Raw genomic sequence first — 24,358 nt, 5'->3', positions numbered from 1 at the left:
AGATGTGGAAATTTTGGGGTTTTTAGGCGAGCCCGCGACGGGCGGACACGACGGCGGAGACGAACAGGTAGAGGGTCATCAGAACGGCGTAGACGTCCCAGGCGGTGAGGGGCGGAAGCAAGCTGAGCCGCTCGGCCGCCGCCCAAAGAAAGAGCACGCCCTGGCCCAGGAAGAAGGTCGCGGTGGCGGCCTCCAGGGTGGTGCGGCGCAGCAGTTCATCGACGCCGCGCCACATCCTGATGTTCAGCACCGTATGAATGGCGAACAGCAGAATGATCAGGCCCATCGCCATGCCGCCCGGCAGTCCCGCCAGAGCGAAGACAATGGGCAGCACCAGGATGAAGCCGGAGAAGCCCAGGACGGCCGCCTGGAAGCGGGCCTGGCCGACCTCCTCGGGTGAGGCGGGTTCTTCCAGATGATACATCCGGGCCAGACGACGCGGGTCCAGACTGATGACCATGACCGCGCCGGCGCCGATCATCAGGGCGATGCCGGTCAAGGCCGCCAGAGCGTCTGACCATCGCAGGTCAAGGCCTTCCAGGGCGCCCGGCCCGATCAGATGGGGCAGGACCGTTCGGCCGAAGACATAGCCGGCGGCGCCCATGACCGCGCCGAAGCCGAAGCCGACCAGCAGACGACGCGGCAGGCGTGGATTTTTGGGGGAAGAGACGGTCATCCGTCGTTCTCCTGTTCCGAAAAAATGGATTCGATCGGTTGTTCGAAGATGCGGGCGATCTTGAAGGCCAGCGGCAGGGACGGGTCGTAGCGACCGGTCTCCAGCGCATTGACCGTCTGACGCGAGACGCCCAGCAGTTCGGCGAGATGGGCCTGGGACCAGTCGCGTTCGGCCCGCAGCACCTTGAGGCGGTTGTTCATGGTTCAGCCCTCACCGGCGCTTCCACCACCACCAGGCCCAAGCGACGCTGTAGCCGAGCACCATGAGCAGCAGCATCGCATAGGCGCCGATAGCCGCATGGATGGCGGGGTCGTCCCGGCCGAAAAATGTGAAGGGCAAACGCCAACTCGACGCTTGAGGCAGCAGGGACAGAATGATGGCGACGCCGCCCAGCGACATGCCCGCCAAGCCGCCCCAGAACCAGGCCGATTTGTGAGCCTCGCGCGCCGCCTCGTCGATCGAGCGCATCCAGGCCACAGCCGCCCAGAGTGCGCCGCCCATGATGGCGACACCTCCCACGCCCAGCACGACGGGGCCGACGGTCGCCTCGAACCGCGCCATGCCCTCGGGGTCGTCGGAGAAGAAATGGCCGACGGCGTAGCCGGCCACATAGGAGAGGAGGACGCCGACAACGGACACGCAGGCCGAGCCTATCAAAATCCTCTTCACGGTGCGGGTCATGACAATGCTCCTTGTCGTTATGACAAGGACACTTGTCTCACAGCAGGCCGGAACATGTCAAGCACCCTTGTCAAAGAGACAAGGTCAGTTGTCTGTCGGCCCCGTCAGCTCTGGCCGAGTGATGGTTCGCGGCTGGGTTTCGACTTGAGAAAGCGCAGGAATTTCCTTGCCCTCGTGGTCCACCTGCAGATCCTCGAACCGGCGGGCCGAGACCATGACCTGGCTCTCCAGCGAGCCGACGAACTGGTTATACTTGCCGACGGCCTGATCCAGCGCCCGGCCCACCGCCGAGGCATGGCCGCCCATGATCGACAGCCGCTTGTAGAGTTCGCGCCCCAGGGCGGCGACCTTGTCGGCGTTGGCCGCCTGTTCCTCGGCCCGCCAGCCGTAGGCGACGGCCTTGCACAGGGCGAACAGGGTGGATGGGGTGGCGATGACGACCCGCGATTCCATGGCGTCCGACAGCAGGTCCGGCGCATGGTCCAGGGCGGTGGCCAGGAAGCTGTCGCCCGGTACGAACAGGACGACGAAATCGGGGCTGGGCTTGAACTGGTCCTGATAGGCCTTGGACGACAGCTGGCGGACGTGGGTCTTCAGGCTGGCGGCGATGCGCAGACCGACCGAGCGGGCGCGCGCCTCTTCGTCGCCCTCCTCGTCGTCAAAGGCCAGGGGCACCTTGGCGTCGATGACGAACAGGCCGCCGCCCGGCAGGCGCACCAGGAAGTCGGGCCGGTTCTGCCGTCCCTCGTCGTCGGCGCTTGAGGTCTGTTCGGTGAAGTCGAACCGGCCGGCCATGCCGGCGGCCTCCAGCACGTTTCGGCAGGTCTGTTCGCCCCAGCGACCGCGCCGTCCGGTGTTGCCGCGCAGGGCCTCGGTCAGTTTGCGCGCCTCGTCCCGCGTCGCCGACGAGGCCGCCATCAACTGCGTCAGTTGCTCGCGCAGGCCGCCGGTCTCCTCGGCCCGGGTCTTCTCCAGCGCCGCCACATGTTCCTGGAACTTGGTCAGGGTGTCGGCCACCGGCTTCAACTGGGCCGCCATCCGCTCGCGCGCCAGCTGGTCCTGGGCGCGGAAGGTCTCGGTCGCGCGACTGACCATCTGGTCCGCCACCACCTGGGCCGACTGGGCCGCCTGGGCCTTCAGCAGCTCGCCCATGGTGACCCGGCTCTCTTCGACCAGATCGATCCGCGCCAGGGCCGCCGACAGCGCCCCTTGCGCCCTCTGCCACCCCATGAAGGCCCACAGGAAACCAGCGCCCAGAGCGGCGGCGAGGACGGCGAGGATCAGCGCGAGCATGTTCATGCTCCGTTCCTAGACGGAGTCGCCCTCCTGGAAAAGCCGATCCGTTGCGGACTACGCCGGCCGGCGCGCCCGCATGGCTTGAACAATGGTGCCGTCGTCCAGCCAGTCCAGTTCGCCGCCCACCGGCACGCCGCGCGCCAGGGAGGTGACCTGGACCTCGGGGCCGGAGATGCGCTCGGCGACATAGTGGGCGGTGGTCTGGCCGTCGACGGTGGCGGGCAGGGCCAGGACGACCTCGCGCACGGCGCCGCCCCCCTCGTTCTGATGCCTGACCCGGCCGACCAGTTCGGCGATGCGCAGATGTTCAGGGCCGACCCCGTCCAGGGCCGACAGCAGGCCGCCCAGCACATGATATTTGCCGCGGAAGGCGCCGGACCGCTCCATGGCCCAAAGCGCGCCGGCCTCCTCGACCACGCAGATCAGGCCGTTGTCGCGCGATCCGTCCGAACAGATGGCGCAGGGGTCGCGCGTGTCGGGCGCGCCGCAGACCGAGCAGGACACCACCTTCTCCGCCGTCTCGGCCAGAGACGCCGCCAGCGGCACAAGCAGCTGCTCGCGCCGCTTCAGCAGGGCCAGGGCCGCGCGCCGGGCGGAGCGCGGCCCCAGGCCGGGAAGCTTGGCGAGAAGGGAGATGAGCCGTTCGATCTCCGGCCCGGCGGAGGCGGCCATCAGAACAGTTTCGGCATTCCGGGAATATTCATCCCGGCCATCGGACCTGCGGCCTCGCGCATCAGGGCGTTGTTGACCTCGTCCAGCTTGCGCTTGGCGTCGGCGTGGGCCGCCACGATCAGGTCGGCCAGGATTTCGCCCTCGCCGGGCGTCAGCAGGCTGTCGTCGATCTTGATCGCGGTGATCTCGCCGGCGCCCTTCAGCGACACGGTCACAAGGCCGCCGCCCGAGGAGCCCTCGGCGGAGGTTTCGGCCATCTTCGCCTGGGCGTCCTGCAGCTTTTGCTGCATCGCCTGGGCCTGCTGCATTAATTGGGTCAGGTCTTTCATGCCCCCTAGATAAGACGAAGCCGGGCGGTGCGACAGGGGTGTTTCGCCACATCCCGTTTCTCACCGCGCCCGGATGAGCGCGCGATCGGAAACGATGGATTGCGACATCTGCACTTGCAACAGTTGCTGACGCGACTAAATCTGCACCTGCACTTGTTGCCTATCGTAATCAGGACGCCTCCCATGGCCTATGATGCTGTCACCCAACGCGACGCCCCGCTGTCGGACGCCGCCCTGTCGCAACTCTTCACCGATGCGCGCACCCGCAACGCCTGGAGCGACCGCCCGGTCGCGCCGGAACTGCTGCGCAAACTGTATGACCTGACCAAGTTCGGCCCCACGGCGGTCAACAACAGCCCCGCCCGGTTCGTCTTCATCACCTCGCCCGAGGCCAAGGCCCGCCTGATCCCGCTGATGAGCGAAGGCAATCGCGCCAAGACCCAGCAGGCGCCGGTGAACCTGATCATCGGCCAGGACATCGACTTCCACGAGCATCTGGACGCCCTGTTCCCGCACGCGCCCGGCGCCAAGGCCTGGTTCGCCGACGAGGCCGGGCGTCGCGAGAGCGCCTTCCGCAACGCCTCGCTTCAGGGCGGATATCTGACCATCGCGGCCCGCGCCCTGGGGCTGGACGTCGGCCCCATGTCCGGTTTCGACGCGGCCGCGGTGAAGGCCGAGTTCTTCCCCGACAGCAATGTCGAGCCGAACTACATCCTCAACCTGGGTTACGGCACCGACGAGAACCTGTTCCCCCGCTCGCCGCGCCTGTCATTCGAGCAGGCGGCGCAGATCCTCTGAGCCCGCGATCTGCCAAAAGACAACGGGGCGGCCTGCAAAGGCCGCCCCGCTCTAATTCAGGCGATGCGAAGTCGATCTCAGGTGTTTGGCGGCGCCGCGCTGGTCGCGGCCGGCGGGGCCGGCGGGGTCTGCTGGGTGGTGGGCGCCTCGCCGACAGCCGGGGTTTCACCGGTCGCCTCGGTCGCGGGCGCGCCCTCTGCGGGCGGCGCCTCTCCTTCGGCCGGAGCCGCAGCGCCGGGCTGGCGAGCCGGATCGGGCGCCGGGATGGCGAATCCGCCGGAGCCCTGGTTCCGCAGCCAGGCGATCAGATTGATCCGGGTCTGGGTGTCGCGAATGCCGGCGAAGGACATTTTGGTGCCCGGCACATAGCGGGCCGGGGCGGTGATGAAGCTGTTCAGCTCGTCATAGCCCCAGGTCGGCGCCTCGGCCTTGTGCTTGTTCATGGCGTCCGAATAGGCGAAGCCCGCACGGTGCATGACCGGGCCGCCGACCACGCCGTACAGGTTCGGACCGATGCCGTCCGCCCCGCCCTGCGCCGCATTGTGGCAGGCCTGGCAGCGCGCGAAGGCGGCCTCGCCGGCGGCCAGGTCGGCGGCCGGCAGGACCGTGCCCCAGTCCGGCGGCAGCTCGGCCTCTTCAGCGCCCGCGGCCTCGTCCGGCGCGTCGACGAAATAGCCCATCTTTTCCGGCGGCTCGGAATGATAGATCAGGCCCGACGCCTGTTGCACCACCAGGATGACGAACGCCGTCCCCAGGGCCGCACCGAAAATCTTGTTCCATTTCAGATCGCCGCTCATGCGCGTCGTCTCATCCCGTCCCAGAGGTTTCCCAACCTCGCCGTCTTACGCGGCGAAGCCTTCCTTGCCGGATGACGTCTGGCACGGTAGCGCGGGGTTCGCAACCGGCGCGAAGCCATCGACGACGGCCGGATGATCGACGCAGACCAAGGATGACCATGAATCCGCTGATAATGATTCCCGCTCGCATGGCTGCGACCCGTCTGCCGAACAAGCCGCTCGCCCAGATCGGCGGCAAACCCATGATCGTGCGGGCCTATCAGCAGGCCGAGGCGTCCGGCCTGCCGGTCGCCGTCGCCGCCGGCGACCCAGAGATCGTCGCCGCCATCGAGGCCATCGGCGGCCGGGCCATTATGACGGATCCCGACCTGCCCTCGGGCTCGGACCGGATCCGCGCTGCAGTGGACGCCATCGACCCGGAAGGCGATTTCGACGCCGTGATCAACGTCCAGGGCGACATGCCCTTCGCCGATCCCGGGCTGGCCGTCGCCTGCGCCGCCATCCTGCACGGCGAGCCGAGCTGCGACATCGCCACCCTGGTCGCCGCCGAGGCCGATCTGTCGGACCGGACCAATCCCGATGTCGTCAAAGCCGTCCTGGCCCTGGGCGAGAACGAGCGTCAGGCCCGCGCACTCTATTTCACCCGTTCGACCCTGTACGGCGATGCGCCCATCTGGCGGCACATCGGCGTCTATGGCTATCGCCGCGCGGCCCTGAACCGCTTCTGCGCCGCGCCCCAGTCGCCGCTGGAGAAGCGTGAGAAGCTGGAACAGCTGCGGGCGCTGGAGATGGGGATGCAGATCTGGGCCGCCGTCATCGACGAAGCTCCCCTGTCGGTCGACAATCCGGCGGACCTGGAGGCGGCGCGGGCGCTGGCCTGACGAATCTCCCTCCCCTTCATGGGGAGGGACGGCGAGGCGGAGCCGAGCCCGGGTGGGGCCGTCAGGACACCTCGCTCGCGCCCTTTCAGGCCCCCACCCCGATCGCTACGCGATCGCCCCTCCCCCATGAAGGGGAGGGAGATTAGGCTTCCTCCGCCCAGGCCTTGATCAGCCTGTGGGCGATGGCGAAGGGCGGGGGGGCCTGAATGGTCGGGTGTTCGCCGGCCAGCACCGCCCTGGCTTCGGCCCGCGTCAGCCAGGCCACCGATTCCAGCTCGGTCTGGTCGGGTCGGGCCTGGTCATCCGACACTTCAGCGATCAGGCCGATCATCAGCTGCGACGGGAAGGGCCAGGGCTGGCTGGAGTGGTAGACAGCGTCGACCACCGTCAACCCCGCCTCTTCCTTGACCTCGCGCGCGCAGGCCTCCTCGATCGACTCGCCGGGCTCCAGGAAGCCGGCCAGGGCCGACATCCGCCCCGCCGGCCAGGCCGCCTGGCGACCCAGCAGGCAGAGGGGCTCCGCCCCGCCCTTATAGACCGGCAGCATGATGGTGACCGGATCCACGCGCGGGAAATGCTCGGTCCCGCAGGCCGGGCAACGCCGTTTCCAGCCGCCCGAGGTCGTCTCGCTCAGCGTGCCGCAGTTGGCGCAGAAGCCGTGTTTGCGCCGCCAGTCGAACAGGCTCTTGGCCCCGCCCGCCATGGCCGCGTCCTGGCCCGGCAGGATGGCGGCGGCGCCGCGCATCTCGTGAAAGACGCCCACCCCCTTGAGCGCCCCCTCGGTCGGGTCGATGGAGCCTTCGAACTCGATGGCGAAGACGGGCGCATCCTTCCAGAGACCCAGGAAGGCGTCGCGGTCCGGCACGATGTCGCGGGCGTGTTTCAGCGACAGCCAGGCCAGGCGCGGTCCGTCTGCCGTTTCCTCGACCAGGGGCCGTCCCTCCCACAGCACCAGGGCCTGGGCTTCGGGGTTGGCTTCCTGCGCGGCCAGCCATTCCGGATCGTTGCGCAGGTCGCCGGCGCGGTCGAGCGGATTGCCGGCGAAGATGTTCTGATGAGCCATGCGGCCTTGTAACCCTTGATTCCATCCGCCGCACCCGTCATATCCCCTCTCGGAGATCGCGCGGGCGAAGGTTTCGCCAATCTGGTCAGGGCCGGAAGGCAGCAGCCACAACGAATTCCCCTTCGGGTCGCGCGGTCTCTACTTCACACATTTTGGTGCGCTACGCTCGCGACGCGGTCGCTCGCGGCTTGAGCGCGGCTTTTGCGCTATCGCTCGCCGCGCGACGGCTCGCGGCTTGAGCGCGTTTGCGCGTATCGCTTGCTGTCTGGGGCGTCTGACGCCGCACCATCTGAGCAGTGTTCCTCGACGATATGCTTGGTCTATAAGCCTCCGATATTTGACCGAGGGCGGCATGAAAATTGGGGGTTTGATTGCGGCGGGACTGATGCTGTGTATTGGCGGCGTCAAGCAGGCGGGCGCGTCCGATCTGAGCCCTGCTTGCCAGACAGCTGGACAAGCGATTCATGAGGCTGGCTTCGTCTCAATCGGCGGCATCGAGCAATGGGTGGTCGTCGATGGCGCGGACTGCCGCAACCCGGTCGTGGTGATCGTGCACGGCGGGCCGGGCAATCCCAACACCCCCTTCGCCCGCAATATCTTCGCAGACTGGGAAAACGACTTCACCATCGTGCAATGGGACCAGCGGGGCTCGGGTAAGACCTATGGCGCTAACCGGCCCGCCGAGGACGAACCGCTGACCCTGCAGGCGCTCACGGCGGACGGGGTCGAGGTGACGCGTTATGCGATTCAGCGCTTCGGCAAGCGCAAGGTCATCCTGATGGGCGGATCCTGGGGCTCGGCCCTGGCGACCCATATGGCGATGGCGGCGCCGGACCTGTTCCACGCCTATGTGGGAACCGGCCAGTTGGTGAACTATCAGGACGATCTGAAGGTCGGCTATGCGCGCACCCTTGCCCTGGCGACGGCCGCCAGCGACAGCGAGGCCATGGCCAGGCTAGAGGCCTTGGGCGCGCCGCCGTGGACTAATCCGCGGGCATTCGGAGTTCTGCGGCGGATATCGCGCAGATACGAAGCCCTGGTCAGCGAACCGCCGCCGGCTGGCTGGTTCACCTTCGGCCCGGGGTACGACACGCCCGCCTACGAGGCCGACTATACGGCGGGCGAGGACTACTCCTTCTTCGCCTTCGTCGGTCCCGCCAATAATGGCATGGGCCCAGGGATCGACCTGCGCGCGCTAGGAATGGATTTCGCCATGCCTGTCTACATGCTGCAGGGTGAGGAGGATTTGGTCACCCCGACACAGGTCTCCCGCGCCTATTTCGATGAGCTTTCCGCCCCGCAGAAGACTTTTGTATCTTTGGCTCGAACGGGACACGACCTGAATCGCATAATGATCGATGCGCAATACAAGGCCTTGATAAGGGCGCGCGCAGACGCCGTAACGACGGACATACGCTGAGTAAAACGGCTTCGCCACGGCGGCTGCAGGCTGTAAGACTTCGCCCATGACGGACAACGACCCGAATCTCGACGGCCCGCCCTGGGAAGAGGACGAGGTCGTCGCGCGCGACGAGAACACCGACGACATGTTCGGCGCGCCGGCCGCTACGCCTGAGCCCGCCGCCCCTGCTCCGACCGTGACCGCACCCGCCGTCGCCCACGCGGAAGTCGAGGCCCATGCCGACGACGGGTCCGCCTATCAGGTGCTGGCGCGCAAATATCGGCCGCGCACCTTCGAGGATCTGATCGGCCAGGAGGCGATGGTCCGTACCCTGACCAACGCCTTTTCGACCGGCCGGATCGCCCACGCCTTCATGCTGACCGGGGTGCGGGGGGTCGGCAAAACGACCACCGCCCGCCTGCTGGCCCGCGCCCTGAACAACGAGACGGAGACCATCGACCGGCCGTCCCTGACCCTGACCGCCCACGGCCGGCACGACGCCGCCATCATGGCCGGCCAGCACATGGACGTGATGGAGATGGACGCCGCCTCCCACACCGGCGTCAACGACATCCGCGACATCCTGGAGAGCGTCCGCTACGCCCCGGTCGAGGCCCGCTACAAGGTCTATGTGCTGGACGAGGTCCATATGCTGTCGACGCAGGCGTTCAACGCCCTGCTGAAGACGCTGGAAGAGCCGCCCCCCCACGCCAAATTCATCTTCGCCACCACCGAGATCCGCAAGGTGCCGGTGACCATCCTCAGCCGCTGCCAGAGGTTCGACCTGCGCCGGGTCGAGCCCGAGATCCTGGTCGATCACCTGGGCCGGATCGCAGAGCGCGAGGGGATGAAGATCGAACAGGACGCCCTGGCCCTGATCTCGCGCGCCGCCGAGGGGTCGGTCCGCGACGGCCTGTCCCTGCTCGACCAGGCCCTGGTCCAGGCCGAGCGCGGCGAGATGGTCAAGACCGAGACCGTGCGCGACATGCTGGGCCTGGCCGACCGTAGCCAGACCATCGCCCTGTTCGAGTCCGTCATGGCCGGCCGCACGCCGGAGGCGCTTGAGAATTTCCGTACCCTGTACGGCTTCGGCGCCGATCCGGTGCAGGTGACCAACGACCTGCTGGAACACTGCCACGCCGCCTCGGTCGCCAAGATGCTGGGCCCGAACGCGACCCGCCTGCCCAACGACCAGGCCCAGAAGCTGGCCGCCCTGGGCGCCGCCATCCCGGCCGCCACCCTGTCGCGCACCTGGCAGATGCTGCTGAAGGCGCTGGACGAGGTGAGACGCGCGCCCAATCCCGCCGACGCCGTGGAAATGGCTATCGTCCGCCTGGCCTATGCCGCCGACCTGCCGGGACCGGAGGAGGCGTTGAAGCGGCTTCAGTCGGGCGAACCCTTCGGCGGCGGTTCGGCCCCGCGCGGCGGCGGCGGTGGAGGCGGCGGAACGTCCGCGCAACTGGCCGCCCGACCCGTCATGGCCCCCGCCCTGCCCGATCCGCAGAGCTTCGAACAGGTGGTCGCCCTGATCGGCGAGAAACGCGAAGTCGGGCTGCAGATGGACGTCGAACGGTTCGTCAAACCCGTCTCGTTCAAGCCCGGCGCCATCGTTTATGAAAGCGTCGAGGGCGCGCCGGTCGAACTGGCCCGGCGCCTGGCCGGCCGACTGCGGGAATGGACCGGCCGCACCTGGCTGATCGCCGCCAACGGACAGGGCGGGGGCGAGACCCTGATCGAGCGTCAGAAGAAGGAACGGGCCGCCGAACGCGAGAAGGTCGAGGCCGACCCTTTCATCAAGGCGGTTCTGTTGGCCTTCCCCGGCGCCAAGCTGGGCGAGATCAAGACCATCGCCCCGACCGTGGTCACGCCTGAAATCCCTGAACCGTCCGAGGACGACGACGAGGATTGAGGCCCTACCCCTCGAGCGAGACCACCGGCCCCGCTTCCACCGGGGTCGCCGGACGTCCGCCCCGGCGGCGCTTCAGCCATGTCCGGATCCGCGACTGGATCCGGTCGTTGATCGCGAAATGGAAAGCGAAGGCGAAGGCGACTGCCGCCAGCACCCCGCCGCCCCACAGCGCCCACTGCACGGGCGCCGACAGGGCGAAGCGGGCCGCAGCCGCATTGACCACCCCGAACCAGGCGATGCGGACCACCTCATTTGAAATGAACATCGAGAAGGAGACCATGGCGGCGGTCTCCACCAGCTTCGACGGGCGACGCACCGGCACGGCGCCGGCGGCGAGAATGATCAGGGAGATCATCGCCAGGGAGATCAGGGCGTTCTTGCCGAAGGCCTGCGCGAGGGCCAGGCCGAAGAAGGCCGCGACGCCGACCCAGCCGGCCAGGCGAGGATTGATCCAGATCTTCTGGGCGAACCAGGCCAGGCTCATGCCCAGGAAGAACAGCGGCAGAGCGCGCACGAAGCCGTAGCCCATCGGCATCTGATAAACCGGATAGCCCAGGAGGCTCCAGCACAGCTGGTTGGCCATCAGATAGACGGCCAACCCCAGGACCAGAGCGCCCCACGGCCCCAGGCGCGTCAGGCCGCGCAGGATCCAGGGAAAGCACAGATAGCAGCCGATCAGGGCCGATATCGACCAGGTCGGCGCATTCCAGCCCAGGCCGCCGGGCACGCCATAGGACTGCAGCAGCAGCAACTGGGCCGGCAGCTGGTCCCAGCGGAACCATTCAGGATTTCGCGGCGCCGCCCCGGCCGCCTCGCTCACCAGCACCAGGGCGACCAGCGACAGCCCCATGATCAGGTGGGCGGGGACCACGCGAAGGACCCGTTTCAGCACAAAGTCGCCCGCCGACATCCGACCCTGTTCCACGGCGGCCCCATAGACCCGCATCAGCACATAGCCGGAGTCGATCAGGAAGAAGTTGGTCAGCAGGAAACCGCCGCGCGCGAACACCGGATGCACCGCTTCGGCCAGAGGAACCGGCCCCGCCCCCTGGAAGTGATGCAGGATGATCAGGAAGGCCACAATGAAACGCAGCGCGTCCAGCCAGCCGCCTCGGGCGATCGGCGTTGTCTCGTTTCGGGTCGAAATCAGGCTCCAGGGCACGGCGAACGCCTCCTATGATCCCGATCTCGCAAATGCCGGGCCGGAGGAGCCTCTAGCCACGCACGAGGCGCAGGAACTCCTCGCGGGTGCGGGGATCATTGCGGACCACGCCGATCAGGTGACTGGTCGACAGGCTGGCGCCCGGCGCATTGACGCCGCGCAGCGTCATGCAGCTGTGCTCGGCCTCGATCACCACCCCGACACCCTGGGGTCGCAGCACGGTCTGGATAGCCTCCGCGATCTCGGCCGTCATCTTCTCCTGGATCTGCAGGCGCCGGGCGAAACCGCGCACCACACGGGCGAGCTTGGAGATGCCGACGACGCGGTCGGTCGGCAGATAGGCTACGTGGGCCTTGCCCACCACGGGCAGCATATGGTGCTCGCAGAAGCTGACGAAACGGATGTCCTTCAGCACTACCAGCTGGTCGTAGCCGCCGGTCTCCTCGAAGGTTTTCTCCAGATAGGAGAGGGGATCGACCTCGTAACCCGAGAACAGCTCGCGATAGCTGCGCGCCACCCGCGCCGGCGTCTCCAGCAGCCCCTCGCGATCGGGATTATCCCCTGCCCATTCGATCAGGGTGCGCACGGCGGCTTCGGCATCGGCCTGGGTCAGACGGGAGGCGGGGGGGATGGGGGGCGCGTTGGTCATTGCGGGCCTATTAGCGAGGGGAAGCGGAGAAGGGAAAGCCTTCCGCCCGCCATTTACGTCGCGGCGACCGATTCAGACGCACCCGGCTGGTCGGGAACTTCGCCAATGCGCCGGACAGCTCGTCTGCGCCGTTGCGCTCAGGTGCGCCGGGGTCGGTCTACGACATCGCCCCCAGAACGACGGCGTCCGTCGTCGACAGCAGTTGGGGCAGGTTAATGAGCACGACGAAGCCGTCGTCATGTCTCACCACCCCCTCGATATAGTCTGAACGCCACTTGATCCCGATGTCGGGCGAGGACTCGATCTGATCGGCGGTGAAGGCCGTCACCTCCAGGACCCGGTCGGCGACCAGACCCAGGCTCAGGGTCCGGTCCTCCAACGGAATGTCCAACACCAGGATACGGGTGTTCAACGTCGGTTCGGTCGGCGCCATGCCCAGGCGGATCCGCAGATCCGCCGTGGGAACCCCCTGCCCCCGCACGTCCGTCAGCCCCAGAAGATAGTCGGGACTGTTGGGGATGCGCGACGGCGGTTGATAGGTCAGGATTTCCCGCACTAGGCCGACCGGGGCGGCGAAGACTTCATCGCCCAGGCCGAACGCGACATACTGACCCTCTTCGGCGCCGGACATCATGCGCTCTCCCGGAAGTCCATGTCCTCGGCGTCCGCGCCGCCCGTGGTCATGTCCAGGGCGAAGCCCTTGGCGCGGGCCTGCTGGGCGCGGACCGAGGACTTGGCCGGCGCGGCCTTGACGACCGGCCGGACAGCCGGCTTGACCGTGGACCTGAAGGTCGAGGCTGAGGCCGCGGCACGGGCAGGTGTTCTTTCGGCGTCCGTGCGGAAGAAGGCGATCGAGGTCTGCAGTTCCTCGGCCTGGGCCGCCAGTTCCTCGGAGGTGGCCGACATCTCCTCGGCCGCGCCGGCGTTCTGCTGAATGACCTTGTCCAGTTGCTGGATGGCCTCATTGATCTGGCTGGCGCCGACGTCCTGCTCGCGGCAGGCGGCGCTGATCTCGGACACCAGTTCGGCGGTCTTGCGGATGTCCGGCACCAGGCGTTGCAGCATGTCGCCGGCTTCCTGGGCCGCCTTGACGGTGTCGCCCGAGACCGAGCTGATCTCGGCGGCGGCCGTCTGGCTGCGTTCGGCCAGCTTGCGCACTTCCGAGGCGACGACGGCGAAGCCCTTGCCGTGTTCCCCGGCGCGGGCGGCCTCGACCGCCGCGTTCAGGGCCAGCAGATCGGTCTGACGCGCAATCTCCTGCACGATGCCGATCTTGGCGACGATGGTGCGCATGGCCTCGACGGCGCGGTGCACGGCCTCGCCGCTGATTTCCGCGTCCCTGGACGACTGACGCGAGATCTTCTCGGTCTGGGCGGCGTTGTCGGCGTTCTGCTTGATGTTGGCCGCCATCTCTTCCATCGAAGACGAGGCCTGCTCGGCGGCGGCGGCCTGTTCGGTTGCGCCCTGGCTCATCTGTTCGGACGAAGACGACAGTTCCTGGCTTCCTGCGGAGACGTTGTCGGCGGCCGTCAGCGCATCGCCGACCACGCTGCGCAGGCGTTCGATCATCCGGTTGAGGTCCCCCAGCATATCGCCGATTTCGTCTCGATTGGTGACGACGATCGCCTGGGTCAGGTCGCCTTCGGCGACGGCGCGAACCGCTTCAGTGGCGCGGATCAGTCCTTTCCGGACCACCAGGGTGATGCAGACGCAACCGAAGACGGCGGCGAGTAGAGAGAAGACGCCAGCGACGATCAGGCCTAAACGCGCCTCTTCAAACACCGCCTTGGCGCCTTCCTCGGCCTGCGCCATCAGCGTCTTGTCCGTCGCGACGATGCTTTGGGCGGCGTCCTCGATCGCAGAAAGACTGGCGCGCGCCTCGGTCATCATCAACACCTTGGCGCCGGTGTTGTCGCCGGCCAGCGCCAGCCTGTGAATTTCTTCGCTGATCGGCTTGTATTCCGTCCAGGCGTTCGCCAGCGAAACCCAATCGGCCTTGGCTTCTACCGACGCGGCCGCCTGGCCTTGCGCCAGCAGTTCCTCCAACATGCCTCGGCCCTGTCCTACTTCGTCGGAAAGCTCACGGACCGCTTCCGGGTCCGTGGTCAGCAGCATGCCGCGCTCACGCCTCACATAGCTGCTGAACTCGGTCTGGATGCTCTGGGCCCGGCTCAACTGGGTGGCCGGCCCGGCGACCACCTCATGGATGGCGGCGTGCAGCGATGACAGATGACTGAGAGAGACGCCGACCAAAACGGCGATCGCCGCGATCAGTACCCCGAACGTCACGATCAACTTGGCCTTGATGGTGAAACGCATAACCTATCTCCCGAAAAATCGATCATGACGAGCGGCGGACGCGACCGGCGAGCTTGCGTCCTGGGGCAGATTGCAGACAGCCGAATATCCGAGGGCGATCAGGACGAAAATCAGCGCCGGCTGGACGACCAACGTGTCATCGGTCGCGGACGTGGACCCTCGGCGGCTCGCAACATCACGAACCTCGACAGCCACATCTACTGGTAGGCGCTTCCTCATCCCTAACCCCATCTCCGCAGCGCGAAAAACACAACTTATGCTCACCATCAGTGGATATGGTTAAGTCGACTTCAAACGCCCGATAGGGAGTTATACTTATCCATAAGCCTCTACTATCAATGCATTTTTTTAGCCTCCAGCTCCAGCCGATGCGCCTCTAACCATACACTTTCTGGTCGCTTTCAGACGAAAGCTCCGCCTCGCCTGAGACACATCTACGGGTCGCGCCAAGCGGAAGATCGTGGCGTTCACAGCAAGCCGCCGGCAGAATTGCAGCTACAATTTTATCCTACGGCAGGGCGGCGCAGGTCGCCCTGAACCCGGTTATGACATTGGCCCGGATAGGGCTCTGATCCTGTCTTGTCCCGACCGAAAAGCGCAGGAGTCGGATCAGTCATTATCTACCCGTTAACCATCCTCCCGGCATTTTCTGCCCAGTGATTTGCGGGAGCGTGAGGCGATGAACGGCGCGGAAGTTCTGGATGTGGGGCGCGACGCCATCTGGCTGACGATCCAGCTGTGCCTGCCCGTGCTGATCGTGGGTCTGGTCGTCGGCGTGGTGATCGGCCTGTTCCAGGCCTTGACGCAGATCCAGGAACAGACCCTGATCTATGCGCCCAAGATCATCGCCATCTTCGTCTCCCTGCTGCTGTTCCTGCCGCTGATGGGGGCCTTGCTGGGCGGCTTCATGCGTCAGATCGCGGCCCGTATCGCGGGCATGTGACGCGGTGGAGGCTTACGCCACCGCAGATCAGGTCTGGGCGGGCGGACTGATCTTCGCCCGGATCGGGGCGATCCTGATGCTGATTCCCGGCATCGGCGAGACCTATGTCTCACCGCGCATCCGGCTGTCCCTGGCCCTGGTGATCAGCCTGGCGCTGTGGCCGGTGGTGCGCGCCGGCCTTCCCGGTCTGCCCGAGACCCTGGGCGGCATGGCCGGCTGGGTGATCCGCGAAGTGGCGACCGGCCTGATGATCGGCATGTTGCTGCGCATGTTCCTGACGGCGCTGACGACGGCGGGCGAAATCGTGTCGCTTCAAACCACGCTCAGCTTCGCCCAGACGGCCAATCCACTGCAGGCCCAGCCGGGCTCGACCGTGGCCTCGTTCCTTATGCTGTTCGGCGTGACGCTGATCTTCGCGACCGACACCCATCACCTGTTCATCGCCGGCATGGTCGGCTCCTATGATCTGATCGCTCCGGCCCGCCCCCTGATGATGAGCGATTTCACCGAGATGGCCGTGCGGACCCTGGGCGACAGTTTCCTGCTGGGCGTGCAGCTGTCGGCGCCAGTGCTGGTCTTCGCCCTGATCTTCAACCTGGCCTCGGGCCTGGTGGCGCGGGTCATGCCGTCTTTCCAGGTCTATTTCGCCGCCGCGCCGTTGAGCGTCATCCTGGGCCTGTCCATCTTCGCGCTCAGCCTGGGCGCCCTGGGCACCGTCTTCATCGACCGCTACCGCCGCCTCGCCGAGGTGTTCGCGGCGGGCGCGCTGGGGGGAGGCGCCGGTGGCTGAAGGCGCCGATCCCGAGTCTAAAACCGAAGACGCGACCCCACGAAAACTCGAGGAGGCGCGCAAGAAGGGCGATTCCGCCAAATCGCCCGATGTCGCGCAGGTGCTGTCCCTGGCCGGGGCTGCGGCGGTCGTCCTGACCAGCGGCGGGTGGTTCGCCTCGTCCATGGCCGAACAACTGGCCCCCTTCATCGCCCAGCCCCACGAGATGCTGGGAATGCTCGAATCCGGCGGCGGCGTGCAGATCCTGGGCAGGGCCCTGTGGGCCATGACCCCGTTCCTCGGCGCCGTCATGCTGGCCACCATCATCGGCGGCGCGGGCGGCAACCTGGCCCAGTCCGGCCTGATCTTCACGGCGGAGAAGCTGAAGCCGAAATGGTCGGCGGTGAACCCGCTGGAAGGGTTCAAACGGATCTTCGGTCCCGACGGCCTGGCCCAGTTCGTCAAGACCTTCCTGAAGCTGATCGCGGTCTGCGTCGTTTGCTGGATGGTGCTGAAGCCCCATGTCCGCGAGTTCGAGAACATGGTGGCCATGAGCCCGCTGGCGATCCTGCCGCTGGCGCGGGACATGGCCCTGGCCCTGTTCGTGGCGGCGGTCATCCTGCTGGGGGCCACGGCGGGGGCCGACTTCATCTGGCAGAAGTTCCGCTTCGCCAAACGGATGATGATGACCAAGGAAGAGGTCAAGGAGGACTACAAGCAGTCCGAGGGCGATCCCCACGTCAAGGCCAAGTTGAAACAGATCCGTATGCAGCGCAGTCGTCAACGGATGATGGCCAATGTGCCCAAGGCCACGGTGATCGTGACCAACCCGACCCACTACTCGGTGGCGCTGCGCTACGAACCCGACCAGGGCGACGGCGCGCCCGTCTGCGTCGCCAAGGGCGTCGACGCCCTGGCCATGCGCATCCGGGAGGTGGCCAGGGAGCACAAGGTGCCGATCGTCGAGAACGTCCCCCTGGCTCGCGCGCTGTACGCCTCTGTCGAGGTGGACGCGGTCATTCCGAAAGAACATTTCGAGGCCGCCGCCAAGATCATCGGCTTCGTCTTCCAGTCGCGCAAACGCCGGTAAGACCCTGTAAGGCTTGCAGCCCCATTTGGGGTTATGATCGCTCCTCTGATTCGCGAGGCCGCATGACGCCCATCCGTCGCAGTTCGTTCGATCTCCTGTCCGCCGCGACGGCCTTCGGCGTCGTCGTGGCGGTCGCGGCGTTGGCCTATCCGGCGTTCAAGACCAATCCGACCTCGGCCCCGGGCATGATTCTGATCATCACCGTCGGTTTGATCGCCCTGATCGGCCTGTTTGGATTTCGCCGCGCCGGCTCGGTCAAGCCGTCCAGCGATGTCGCGGTGGACCTGCTGGACGCCATGCCCGAGCCGGCGGCCCTGGTGTGGGACACCGGCCAGATCCTGGCCTTCAACGCCGCCTGGGCCGAGGCCGACGGCGCCACCACCGCCCTGCCCCGCGGCAAGTCGGCCCAGGCCCTGTACATGGCCTTCGCCCAGGCGCGCCGGGGCGAGCCGGGCCACGCCATCGTCCAGATCGGCGAGCGCGAGGCCGAGGTCGTCATCGGCAGGGCCGGCGACGACCGGTTCCTGATGCGGGTCGCGCCCGAGGCCGTCCTGCCCCTGGCCGCCGCGCCGACCCCGGCCACTGGCGCCGGCGCGGGCGAATCCCGGGCCATGGCCGCCGGCGCGCCTTTCGGCTCAGCCGTGATCGACGGCGCAGACCTGTTCGCCGGACGGGCGGCGGAGGCCAACGCCGCCCTGGCCGTGCTGACCGGCCCCAACGCCGCCCGCGACGCCGCCTTCGGGCACCTGTTTGACCCCCTGGGCGTGAGCGAGGCCCGGGTGAAGCTGGCCGCCGGATCGTCCGGCCCGGTCGAACTGGTCGCCCGCGCCCACCCCGACAAGATGCTGCACCTGTATGTGGCGCCCGAGGGCGGGCGGCAGCGCATCTGGCTGTTCGACGTCTCGGCGCAGAAGTCGATGGAGCTTCAGCTGTCCCAGGCCCAGAAGATGCAGGCCGTGGGCCAGCTGGCCGGGGGCGTGGCGCATGATTTCAACAATCTGCTGACGGCCATCCAGCTTCAGCTGTCGGGTCTTCTGGAGCGGCATCCGGTCGGCGACCCCTCCTACGAGGGACTGAACGAGATCCGCCAGACCGCCATCCGCGCCGCCGACCTGGTGCGCAAGCTGCTGGCCTTCTCGCGCAAATCGACCGTCCGGCGCGAACGTTTGGACCTGGGCGAACTGGTCGGCGAGTTCGCCGTCCTGCTGCGCCGCCTGCTGCGCGAGGACGTGCGGTTGGAGACCGACTACGGCCGCGACCTGCCGGTGGTGCTGGCCGACAAGAGCCAGCTGGAGACGGCGGTGATGAACCTGGCCGTCAACGCCCGTGACGCCATGCGCGGCGTTGTGGAGCCGGGCGACGCCGTCGTGACCATCACCACCCGCCGCCTGACCGGAAGCGAGGCTCGTCAACTGGGCTGGCTCGACGCCCCCACCGACGAAGTCGCCCTGATCGAAGTGTCCGACACTGGCCCCGGCGTGCCGCCTGAACTGGTGGACAAGATCTTCGAACCCTTCTTCACCACCAAGGCGGTGAACGAGGGCACCGGCATGGGCCTGGCCACCGTCTACGGCATCGCCCAGCAGGCCGGCGGCCATATCTCGGTCAGCAATATCGAGGGCCCGCACGGCATGAGCATGGGCGCGGCCTTCCGCATCTTCCTGCCGGCCGCCGGCGAGGCGGAACTGGCCGAGGTTCAGCCGGTCGAGGTCAAGGTCAAGGCGCCGCGCGACCTGTCGGGCGCCGGCCGCATCCTGTTCGTCGAGGACGAGGACGCCGTGCGCGGCATCGCCGCCCGTCTGTTGCGTCAGCGCGGCTATGAGGTGATCGAGGCCGCCGACGGCGAGGAGGCCCTGATCCTGGCCGAAGAATATGCGGGCCAGATCGACATGATGATCTCCGACGTCATCATGCCTGGCCTGGACGGCCCGTCGTTGCTGAAAAAGGCGCGCAAATACCTGGGCGACGCCCCGGTCATGTTCATCTCGGGCTATGCCGAAAGCGACTTTTCGGACCTGCTTCAGGACGAGGTCGGCGTCTCCTTCCTGCCCAAGCCTCTGGACATCAAGACCTTGGCGGAACGGGTGAAACAGGAACTGCACGCGGGCTGACCTGCCCGCATCTCTGGCGGCGACGGTCGACGCACTTGCCAGAGCCGGCGAAGCGCGGACCAATGCGGCCTCTGTTTCCAAAGAAGGCCCGCCATGATCGATCGTCGCCGTCTGATGCTGTCCGCCGCCGGGCTGGGCCTGACCACCGTCCTGCCCGACCAAGTCGCGGCCAAGGCCTTCCAGCAGACGCCCGACGCCGACGCACGGCTGGACGCCCTGCTGACCGGCTGGTTCAACGACAATATCGACGAACGCCCCGAAAGCGCGACCAGCCTGGGCCTCGACAAGGGCGAGCGGGCCCATCTGTCCGGTCGACTGTCACAGCGCGGCCCGGCCGACGTGGCCCGGGACAAGGCCCAGGCCGTCGAACGGTGGCGGACGCTACAGGCCTTCCCCACGGCAGGTCTGAGCCCGGCCTCGCTGGTCACCTACGAGATCGCCGCCTTCACCGGCGAGACGGCGGCCAGTGCGGCGAGCTTCGATTATGGGTCGGTGGGCGGCGGCGGCTATCAGGGCCCCTATGTCGTCACCCAGATGTCCGGCGCCTATTTCAACGTGCCGGACTTCCTGGAGAACCAGCACCGGATCGAGACGCCGGCGGACGCCGAGGCCTTCCTGTCGCGTGTCGAGGCCTTCGGCGTCGTGCTGGATCAAGAGACCGAGCGGGTCCGGATCGACGGGGATCGCGACATCGTCCTCTCGTCCGTGCTGATGGGCAAGACCCTGCGCCAGCTGGAGACCTTGGCCGGTCTGCCCGGCGCGGACATGGCCTTCGTCAAGGCGCTGGGCCGCAAGACCGGCGAGAAGGGGATCCCCGGCGACTGGAGCGCCCGCGCCGCCGCCTTGGTCGAGGACAAGGTCAAGCCGGCCCTGGCCCGCCAGGCCGAAACCCTGAAGGCCCAACAGTCCAGGGCTTCCGAAGACGTCGGGGTGTGGCGCTTCCCGCGCGGCGACGAACTGTACGCCCAGAACCTAAAAACCTACACCACCACCGACCTGTCCGCCGGCGAGATCCACCGCATGGGACTGGAACAGGTCGCCGAGATCAGCGCCGGGATCGACGCCATACTGAAGACCCAGGGCCTGACCCAGGGCACGGTGGGGGAACGGATCGCCGCCCTCAACGCCGACCCCGCCCAGCTGTGGCCCAACACCGACGCGGCCAAGGTCGAGCTGATCGCCTCGCTGAACGCCCAGGTCGAAGCCTTGCAGCCTCTCCTGCCGCGCGTCTTCGGCCATCTGCCGAAATCGAAGGTCGAAGTCCGCCGCGTGCCGCCTTCGATCGAGGTCGGGGCGCCCGGCGGCTATTATCAGGCGCCGACCTTGGATGGGTCGCGGCCGGGCGCCTATTACATCAACCTGCGCGACACGGCCAACTGGCCCAAGTTCGCCTTGCCGACCCTGACCTATCACGAGGCCTCGCCGGGCCATCACCTGCAGGTCGCCCTGGCGCGGGAGATGGACAGCCTGCCGATCTACCGCCGCGCCGGCGGCTTCTCGGCCTTCAACGAGGGCTGGGCCCTGTATGCCGAAAGCGTCGCCGCCGACGACCTGGATGTCTATGCCGAAAATCCGCTGGGACGGGTCGGCTTCCTCGGCTCATACCTGTTCCGGGCAGTGCGGCTGGTGGTCGACACCGGACTGCACCACGAGCGCTGGAGCCGCCAGCGAGCCATCGACTATATGGCCGCCTCGGGCGCCAAGCCGGGCGACGCCTCGGCCAGCGAGATCGACCGCTACTGCGTCATGCCGGGCCAGGCCTGCTCCTACAAGATCGGCCACACCGTCATCGCCGGACTGCGCCGGGAGGCACAGGCACGCGCCGACTTCGATCTGAAGGCCTTCCACGACAAGGTCCTGGCGAACGGATCGGTCCCGCTGTCGGTGCTGCAGAAGATCATGACGGCCTGACGCGCCGTCGCCGCGGATCAGGCCGCGCGGCGAAGGGCCGAGGGGCTTTTGACGTACAGCCCCTTGCGGCCGCTGACGGGACGGAAGGCAACAGTCTCGCCCTCAAGCTGCTCATCCAGACCGAGGAAGAGGCAGCCGTCGTCGACCAGCCGGCGTTCCAGCCCGTCCAGCACGCGGGCGCGCCGCGCAGGCTCCATGTCGCCGAGCACATTGCGGCAGAAGATGACGTCAAAGCGGGCGTCGTCGGTCGGCTCGTCCAGCAGATTGGCCCGACCGAAACGGACCGAGGCGGCCAGTTCTTCGCGCACCCGCCAATTATCTTCGACCGGTTCGAACCAGCGCAGCATGGTGCGAGCGGTCAGGCCGCGCTGGATTTCAAAGCCTGTATAGACACCCGAACGCGCCTTTTCGACCGCACGCTGCGACAGGTCTGTGGCGGTCAGATCCAGGGGCACGCCGATGTCCAGCCCGGCCATGGCGATCGACCAGGCCTCCTGGCCGGTCGAACAACCGGCGGACCAGACGCTGACCCGCCCGCCCGGCCGAACGCGGCTCAGGGCTGGGAGCAGTTCCTTCTCCAGTACGACGAAGGGCGAACGGTCGCGCCGAAACCAGGTCTCGGCGTTCAGCAACGCCTCGATCACCGCCCAGCCCAGGGAGGCGACAGGGTTGGACCAGAGGTTCCACAACAGGGCCTCGACATTGGCGTAACCCTCGCGGCGCGCGATCGGCCCCAGCCTGTGTTCGGCCAGGTGGATGCGATCCCGCGTCAGCCGATAGCCGGCGCGCGTGGCCAATAGTCCCTGCAGCCTGTCGAAGTCCTCTGGAGTCATGCCGCGATCGCACCGACCTCCATCAGCTTGGACTGAAGTATCTCGCCGTCGAAAGGCTTCATCACATAGTCGTCGGCGCCGGCGGCCAGGGCCTCGGCGATCCGTTCCGGGCGCGTCTCGATGGTGCAGAACAGGATCTTGGGCCGGTCGCCGCCCGGCAGGGCGCGCAGCCGCCGCAGCAGGGTCAGCCCATCCATCACCGGCATGTTCCAGTCGATCAGCAGCATGTCCGGCATGGCGCCCGAGCAGTAGGCCAAGGCCTCCGCCCCGTCCGCCGCCTCGTCCACCTCATAGTCGAGGCCCTCGACGATCCGCCGAGCCACCTTGCGGATGATCCGGCTGTCGTCGACGATGAGGCAGGTTTTGAAATCCAAGACGGGCTCCCAGGCGCTGGACTCTGGCACAAGTCACGCGTCGTGCAGCATCGCGCGATTCCAGTTAACGAGTCGTTGGGAAATGGCTCAAGCCGGCATTCGCGCGGCGAGCGTGACCCGGCCGTCCTCAACTGTCACATCCAGGGCGCCGCCGGCCTCTGAAACGGTCAGCCACAGCCAGTAGGGCTGGATCCATTGGCCCGCCAGCCCCTCGGTCAGCCGCTCGCCGGCCAAGCCCGTAACCGCCTCCGGCTTGAGCCGCGCGCGGGAGCCTTCGGCGAAACCCTCGATGAACAGGGCGCCGTCCTCCACGCGCGACTGCACCACCGCATTGCCGCCCATCGGCAAGGCGCCGATGGTCAGATAGGCTAGGTTGGTCAGGGCGCGGGCCTGGGGTTTGGAGAATTCACCCTCCGCGATGCGCCAGTCCAGAGAGGCGCGGCCGCCCTCCGTCATGCCGACGACCAGGGCCTGAAGTTCGCGCGCGGTGAACCGCTCGCTGGTGGTCGCGGCGCCGAAGGCGACGCGGGCGAAATGCACCAGGGCGACCATCTTCCGCGCGCTCTGTTCGATCAGGGCCATGGCGTCGTCGCGCATGTCCTGGGCCGATGGATCCTTCATGAGATCAAGGCCAGAGACGATGGCGCCCGACGGGCTGATGAAGTCGTGGCAGAGTTTGGCGGCGACGAAGGTGGCCAATTCCGCGCCGTCGACAGGCAGATCCAGCGGGCGTTGAGCGGCGTCAATCGAAGTCATGGAGGCCAGCATACTTTCGTCGGCGTTCAGGTCACAGTTCGTATCACGCGTGAAGTTGACGTGATTTGCCGGTTCATGGAACCGCCGCAATGGTCTATCGAGCCCGCGATGACGACCTCCCCCCAAAACATGTTGGCGCTGGATCTGACTTCCGGCGCCCTGTCCCTGGCGATCGCAGAGATCGCCGAAGACGCCGCGCGCCTGATCCTGCCCTACTGGCGCAGCGACACGGCGGTCGAGACCAAGTCGGACGACAGCCCTGTCACCCAGGCGGACCGCGCCGCCGAGGCCCTGATCCTGGAACGGCTGGCCGCCCTCTATCCCGGCGTCCAGACGGTGGCCGAGGAGGCCGTGGCCGCGAACGGCGCCCCGGCCTCGGCCGACGACTGGTTCTGGCTGATCGATCCGCTGGACGGCACCAAGGGGTTCGTGCGCGGCGGCGAGGCTTTCACCGTCAACATCGCCCTGATGAACGCCGGCTATCCGGTCGCGGGCGTGGTCACCGCCCCGGCGACCGCGACCACCTGGCGCACCGACGTCCCGGGCGGCGGCGCCTTCCGTCGCCAGTTCGGCGAACAGCAGGAAGGCGAGGCCCATGCCGGCGCCGACTGGCGTCCGATCCGGGTTCGGGACCGGCCGCAAGAGGGCATGGCCCTGCTGAGCCATAGCGTCACTGACGAAGAGGCCGCGCGTCTGGCCGCCCGCCACGGCTGCACCCGCTGGCAAGGCACGGATTCGTCGCTGAAGTTCTGCCTGATCGCCGAGGGCCGGTTCGACGCCTATCCGCGCTCCGGCCCGACGTCCGAATGGGACACGGCGGCGGGTCAGGCCGTGCTGGAGGCGGCCGGCGGCCGCGTCCTGGCCGACGACGGCCAGAGGCTGGCCTATGGCAAACCGAAATTCCTGAACGGGCCCTTCGTCGCCATGGGCGGCTGAT

25 protein-coding genes and 1 other RNA gene are annotated in these 24,358 nt (G+C 67.3%); 11 read left to right on the top strand and 15 right to left on the bottom strand.

Annotation, left to right across the window (positions count from 1 at the left end; genetic code table 11):
* Positions 1-22: 22 nt before the first annotated feature.
* The 6 genes from ACVPT3_RS01365 to ACVPT3_RS01340 all read right to left on the bottom strand — a co-directional run bounded on the left by ACVPT3_RS01365 (position 23) and on the right by ACVPT3_RS01340 (position 3,654).
* On the bottom strand, positions 23-676 hold the full coding sequence (locus ACVPT3_RS01365; protein ID WP_492042443.1) for a hypothetical protein: 654 nt from the start codon (positions 674-676) through the stop codon (positions 23-25).
* Positions 673-876: a helix-turn-helix transcriptional regulator gene (locus tag ACVPT3_RS01360; RefSeq protein ID WP_183196306.1), complete on the bottom strand. Its 204-nt coding sequence runs from the start codon at positions 874-876 to the stop codon at positions 673-675. The genes ACVPT3_RS01365 and ACVPT3_RS01360 overlap by 4 nt, the downstream gene beginning before the upstream one ends.
* A gap of 10 nt (positions 877-886) precedes the next feature.
* Complete coding sequence (locus ACVPT3_RS01355; protein WP_492042442.1) at positions 887-1,357, bottom strand: hypothetical protein; 471 nt, start codon at positions 1,355-1,357, stop codon at positions 887-889.
* An 84-nt stretch (positions 1,358-1,441) separates the two neighbouring features.
* Positions 1,442-2,656 (bottom strand): DNA recombination protein RmuC, encoded by a 1,215-nt coding sequence (locus ACVPT3_RS01350; protein WP_492042441.1) that lies wholly within the window; start codon positions 2,654-2,656, stop codon positions 1,442-1,444.
* A gap of 51 nt (positions 2,657-2,707) precedes the next feature.
* Positions 2,708-3,325 (bottom strand): recombination mediator RecR, encoded by a 618-nt coding sequence (recR, locus tag ACVPT3_RS01345; protein ID WP_299172704.1) that lies wholly within the window; start codon positions 3,323-3,325, stop codon positions 2,708-2,710.
* Positions 3,325-3,654 carry a YbaB/EbfC family nucleoid-associated protein gene (locus tag ACVPT3_RS01340; RefSeq protein WP_492042440.1) on the bottom strand — a complete coding sequence of 110 codons (330 nt, stop codon included), beginning with the start codon at positions 3,652-3,654 and terminating at the stop codon, positions 3,325-3,327. Before ACVPT3_RS01340 ends, recR begins: the two co-directional genes overlap by 1 nt.
* 183 nt (positions 3,655-3,837) lie before the next feature.
* Between ACVPT3_RS01340 and ACVPT3_RS01335 the strand changes: the two genes are divergently transcribed.
* Entirely contained in the window at positions 3,838-4,452 is a 615-nt protein-coding gene (locus tag ACVPT3_RS01335) for a malonic semialdehyde reductase (RefSeq protein ID WP_492042439.1), read from the top strand.
* A 77-nt stretch (positions 4,453-4,529) separates the two neighbouring features.
* On the opposite strand, the gene ACVPT3_RS01330 is transcribed toward ACVPT3_RS01335, so the two are convergent.
* Entirely contained in the window at positions 4,530-5,249 is a 720-nt protein-coding gene (locus ACVPT3_RS01330; protein WP_492042438.1) for a c-type cytochrome, read from the bottom strand.
* Between the two features lie 158 nt (positions 5,250-5,407).
* Here ACVPT3_RS01330 and ACVPT3_RS01325 point away from each other — a divergent pair, with 158 nt between their 5' ends.
* The gene (locus ACVPT3_RS01325) at positions 5,408-6,130 is read left to right on the top strand and encodes a 3-deoxy-manno-octulosonate cytidylyltransferase (RefSeq protein WP_492042437.1); all 723 of its coding nucleotides are present in this window, start codon (positions 5,408-5,410) and stop codon (positions 6,128-6,130) included.
* A gap of 142 nt (positions 6,131-6,272) precedes the next feature.
* Here ACVPT3_RS01325 and nudC read toward each other — a convergent pair whose 3' ends face one another.
* Entirely contained in the window at positions 6,273-7,193 is a 921-nt protein-coding gene (gene nudC, locus ACVPT3_RS01320; RefSeq protein ID WP_492042436.1) for an NAD(+) diphosphatase, read from the bottom strand.
* A 49-nt stretch (positions 7,194-7,242) separates the two neighbouring features.
* Here nudC and ffs point away from each other — a divergent pair.
* The 3 genes from ffs (at position 7,243) to ACVPT3_RS01305 (ending at position 10,504) form a co-directional block, all read left to right on the top strand.
* An RNA gene (gene ffs / locus ACVPT3_RS01315) (signal recognition particle sRNA small type) lies at positions 7,243-7,338 on the top strand.
* Between the two features lie 192 nt (positions 7,339-7,530).
* The gene (locus ACVPT3_RS01310) at positions 7,531-8,613 is read left to right on the top strand and encodes an alpha/beta fold hydrolase (RefSeq protein ID WP_492042435.1); all 1,083 of its coding nucleotides are present in this window, start codon (positions 7,531-7,533) and stop codon (positions 8,611-8,613) included.
* A 46-nt stretch (positions 8,614-8,659) separates the two neighbouring features.
* Positions 8,660-10,504, top strand: a complete 1,845-nt coding sequence (locus ACVPT3_RS01305) for a DNA polymerase III subunit gamma/tau (protein ID WP_492042434.1) — start codon at positions 8,660-8,662, stop codon at positions 10,502-10,504.
* Between the two features lie 4 nt (positions 10,505-10,508).
* Here the strand turns inward: ACVPT3_RS01305 and ACVPT3_RS01300 are convergent, their stop codons facing one another.
* The 4 genes from ACVPT3_RS01300 to ACVPT3_RS01285 form a co-directional block, all read right to left on the bottom strand.
* Positions 10,509-11,666 carry an acyltransferase family protein gene (locus ACVPT3_RS01300; protein ID WP_492042433.1) on the bottom strand — a complete coding sequence of 386 codons (1,158 nt, stop codon included), beginning with the start codon at positions 11,664-11,666 and terminating at the stop codon, positions 10,509-10,511.
* Between the two features lie 52 nt (positions 11,667-11,718).
* Positions 11,719-12,315: a GTP cyclohydrolase I FolE gene (gene folE, locus ACVPT3_RS01295; RefSeq protein ID WP_492042432.1), complete on the bottom strand. Its 597-nt coding sequence runs from the start codon at positions 12,313-12,315 to the stop codon at positions 11,719-11,721.
* Positions 12,316-12,472: 157 nt separating this feature from the next.
* Complete coding sequence (locus tag ACVPT3_RS01290; protein ID WP_492042431.1) at positions 12,473-12,949, bottom strand: chemotaxis protein CheW; 477 nt, start codon at positions 12,947-12,949, stop codon at positions 12,473-12,475.
* Positions 12,946-14,634 carry a methyl-accepting chemotaxis protein gene (locus ACVPT3_RS01285; RefSeq protein ID WP_492042430.1) on the bottom strand — a complete coding sequence of 563 codons (1,689 nt, stop codon included), beginning with the start codon at positions 14,632-14,634 and terminating at the stop codon, positions 12,946-12,948. Before ACVPT3_RS01285 ends, ACVPT3_RS01290 begins: the two co-directional genes overlap by 4 nt.
* A gap of 679 nt (positions 14,635-15,313) precedes the next feature.
* Between ACVPT3_RS01285 and fliQ the strand changes: the two genes are divergently transcribed.
* From fliQ to ACVPT3_RS01260, 5 genes are all read left to right on the top strand, one after another.
* The gene (gene fliQ / locus ACVPT3_RS01280; protein ID WP_054764003.1) at positions 15,314-15,577 is read left to right on the top strand and encodes a flagellar biosynthesis protein FliQ; all 264 of its coding nucleotides are present in this window, start codon (positions 15,314-15,316) and stop codon (positions 15,575-15,577) included.
* A gap of 4 nt (positions 15,578-15,581) precedes the next feature.
* The gene (fliR, locus tag ACVPT3_RS01275) at positions 15,582-16,367 is read left to right on the top strand and encodes a flagellar biosynthetic protein FliR (protein ID WP_492042429.1); all 786 of its coding nucleotides are present in this window, start codon (positions 15,582-15,584) and stop codon (positions 16,365-16,367) included.
* Entirely contained in the window at positions 16,360-17,436 is a 1,077-nt protein-coding gene (gene flhB / locus ACVPT3_RS01270) for a flagellar biosynthesis protein FlhB (RefSeq protein WP_492042428.1), read from the top strand. Before fliR ends, flhB begins: the two co-directional genes overlap by 8 nt.
* Before the next feature lie 62 nt (positions 17,437-17,498).
* Entirely contained in the window at positions 17,499-19,547 is a 2,049-nt protein-coding gene (gene cckA, locus ACVPT3_RS01265; protein ID WP_492042427.1) for a cell cycle histidine kinase CckA, read from the top strand.
* A gap of 93 nt (positions 19,548-19,640) precedes the next feature.
* Positions 19,641-21,458, top strand: a complete 1,818-nt coding sequence (locus tag ACVPT3_RS01260) for a DUF885 domain-containing protein (protein ID WP_492042426.1) — start codon at positions 19,641-19,643, stop codon at positions 21,456-21,458.
* A gap of 17 nt (positions 21,459-21,475) precedes the next feature.
* Here ACVPT3_RS01260 and ACVPT3_RS01255 read toward each other — a convergent pair whose 3' ends face one another.
* From ACVPT3_RS01255 to chpT, 3 genes are all read right to left on the bottom strand, one after another.
* The gene (locus ACVPT3_RS01255) at positions 21,476-22,291 is read right to left on the bottom strand and encodes a CheR family methyltransferase (protein ID WP_492042425.1); all 816 of its coding nucleotides are present in this window, start codon (positions 22,289-22,291) and stop codon (positions 21,476-21,478) included.
* A complete protein-coding gene (locus tag ACVPT3_RS01250; RefSeq protein ID WP_492042424.1) occupies positions 22,288-22,665 on the bottom strand; it encodes a response regulator in 378 nt (125 codons plus the stop codon). Before ACVPT3_RS01250 ends, ACVPT3_RS01255 begins: the two co-directional genes overlap by 4 nt.
* 87 nt (positions 22,666-22,752) lie before the next feature.
* The gene (gene chpT, locus ACVPT3_RS01245; RefSeq protein ID WP_492042423.1) at positions 22,753-23,421 is read right to left on the bottom strand and encodes a histidine phosphotransferase ChpT; all 669 of its coding nucleotides are present in this window, start codon (positions 23,419-23,421) and stop codon (positions 22,753-22,755) included.
* A 108-nt stretch (positions 23,422-23,529) separates the two neighbouring features.
* Here chpT and cysQ point away from each other — a divergent pair, with 108 nt between their 5' ends.
* A complete protein-coding gene (gene cysQ / locus ACVPT3_RS01240; protein ID WP_492042422.1) occupies positions 23,530-24,357 on the top strand; it encodes a 3'(2'),5'-bisphosphate nucleotidase CysQ in 828 nt (275 codons plus the stop codon).
* The last annotated feature ends 1 nt before the right edge of the window (position 24,358 follow it).

The organism is Brevundimonas sp. FV1ps31S, assembly GCF_058681265.1.
The sequence above is the reverse complement of the archived record's forward strand: the minus strand, read 5'-3'. Positions and strand labels throughout refer to the sequence as shown.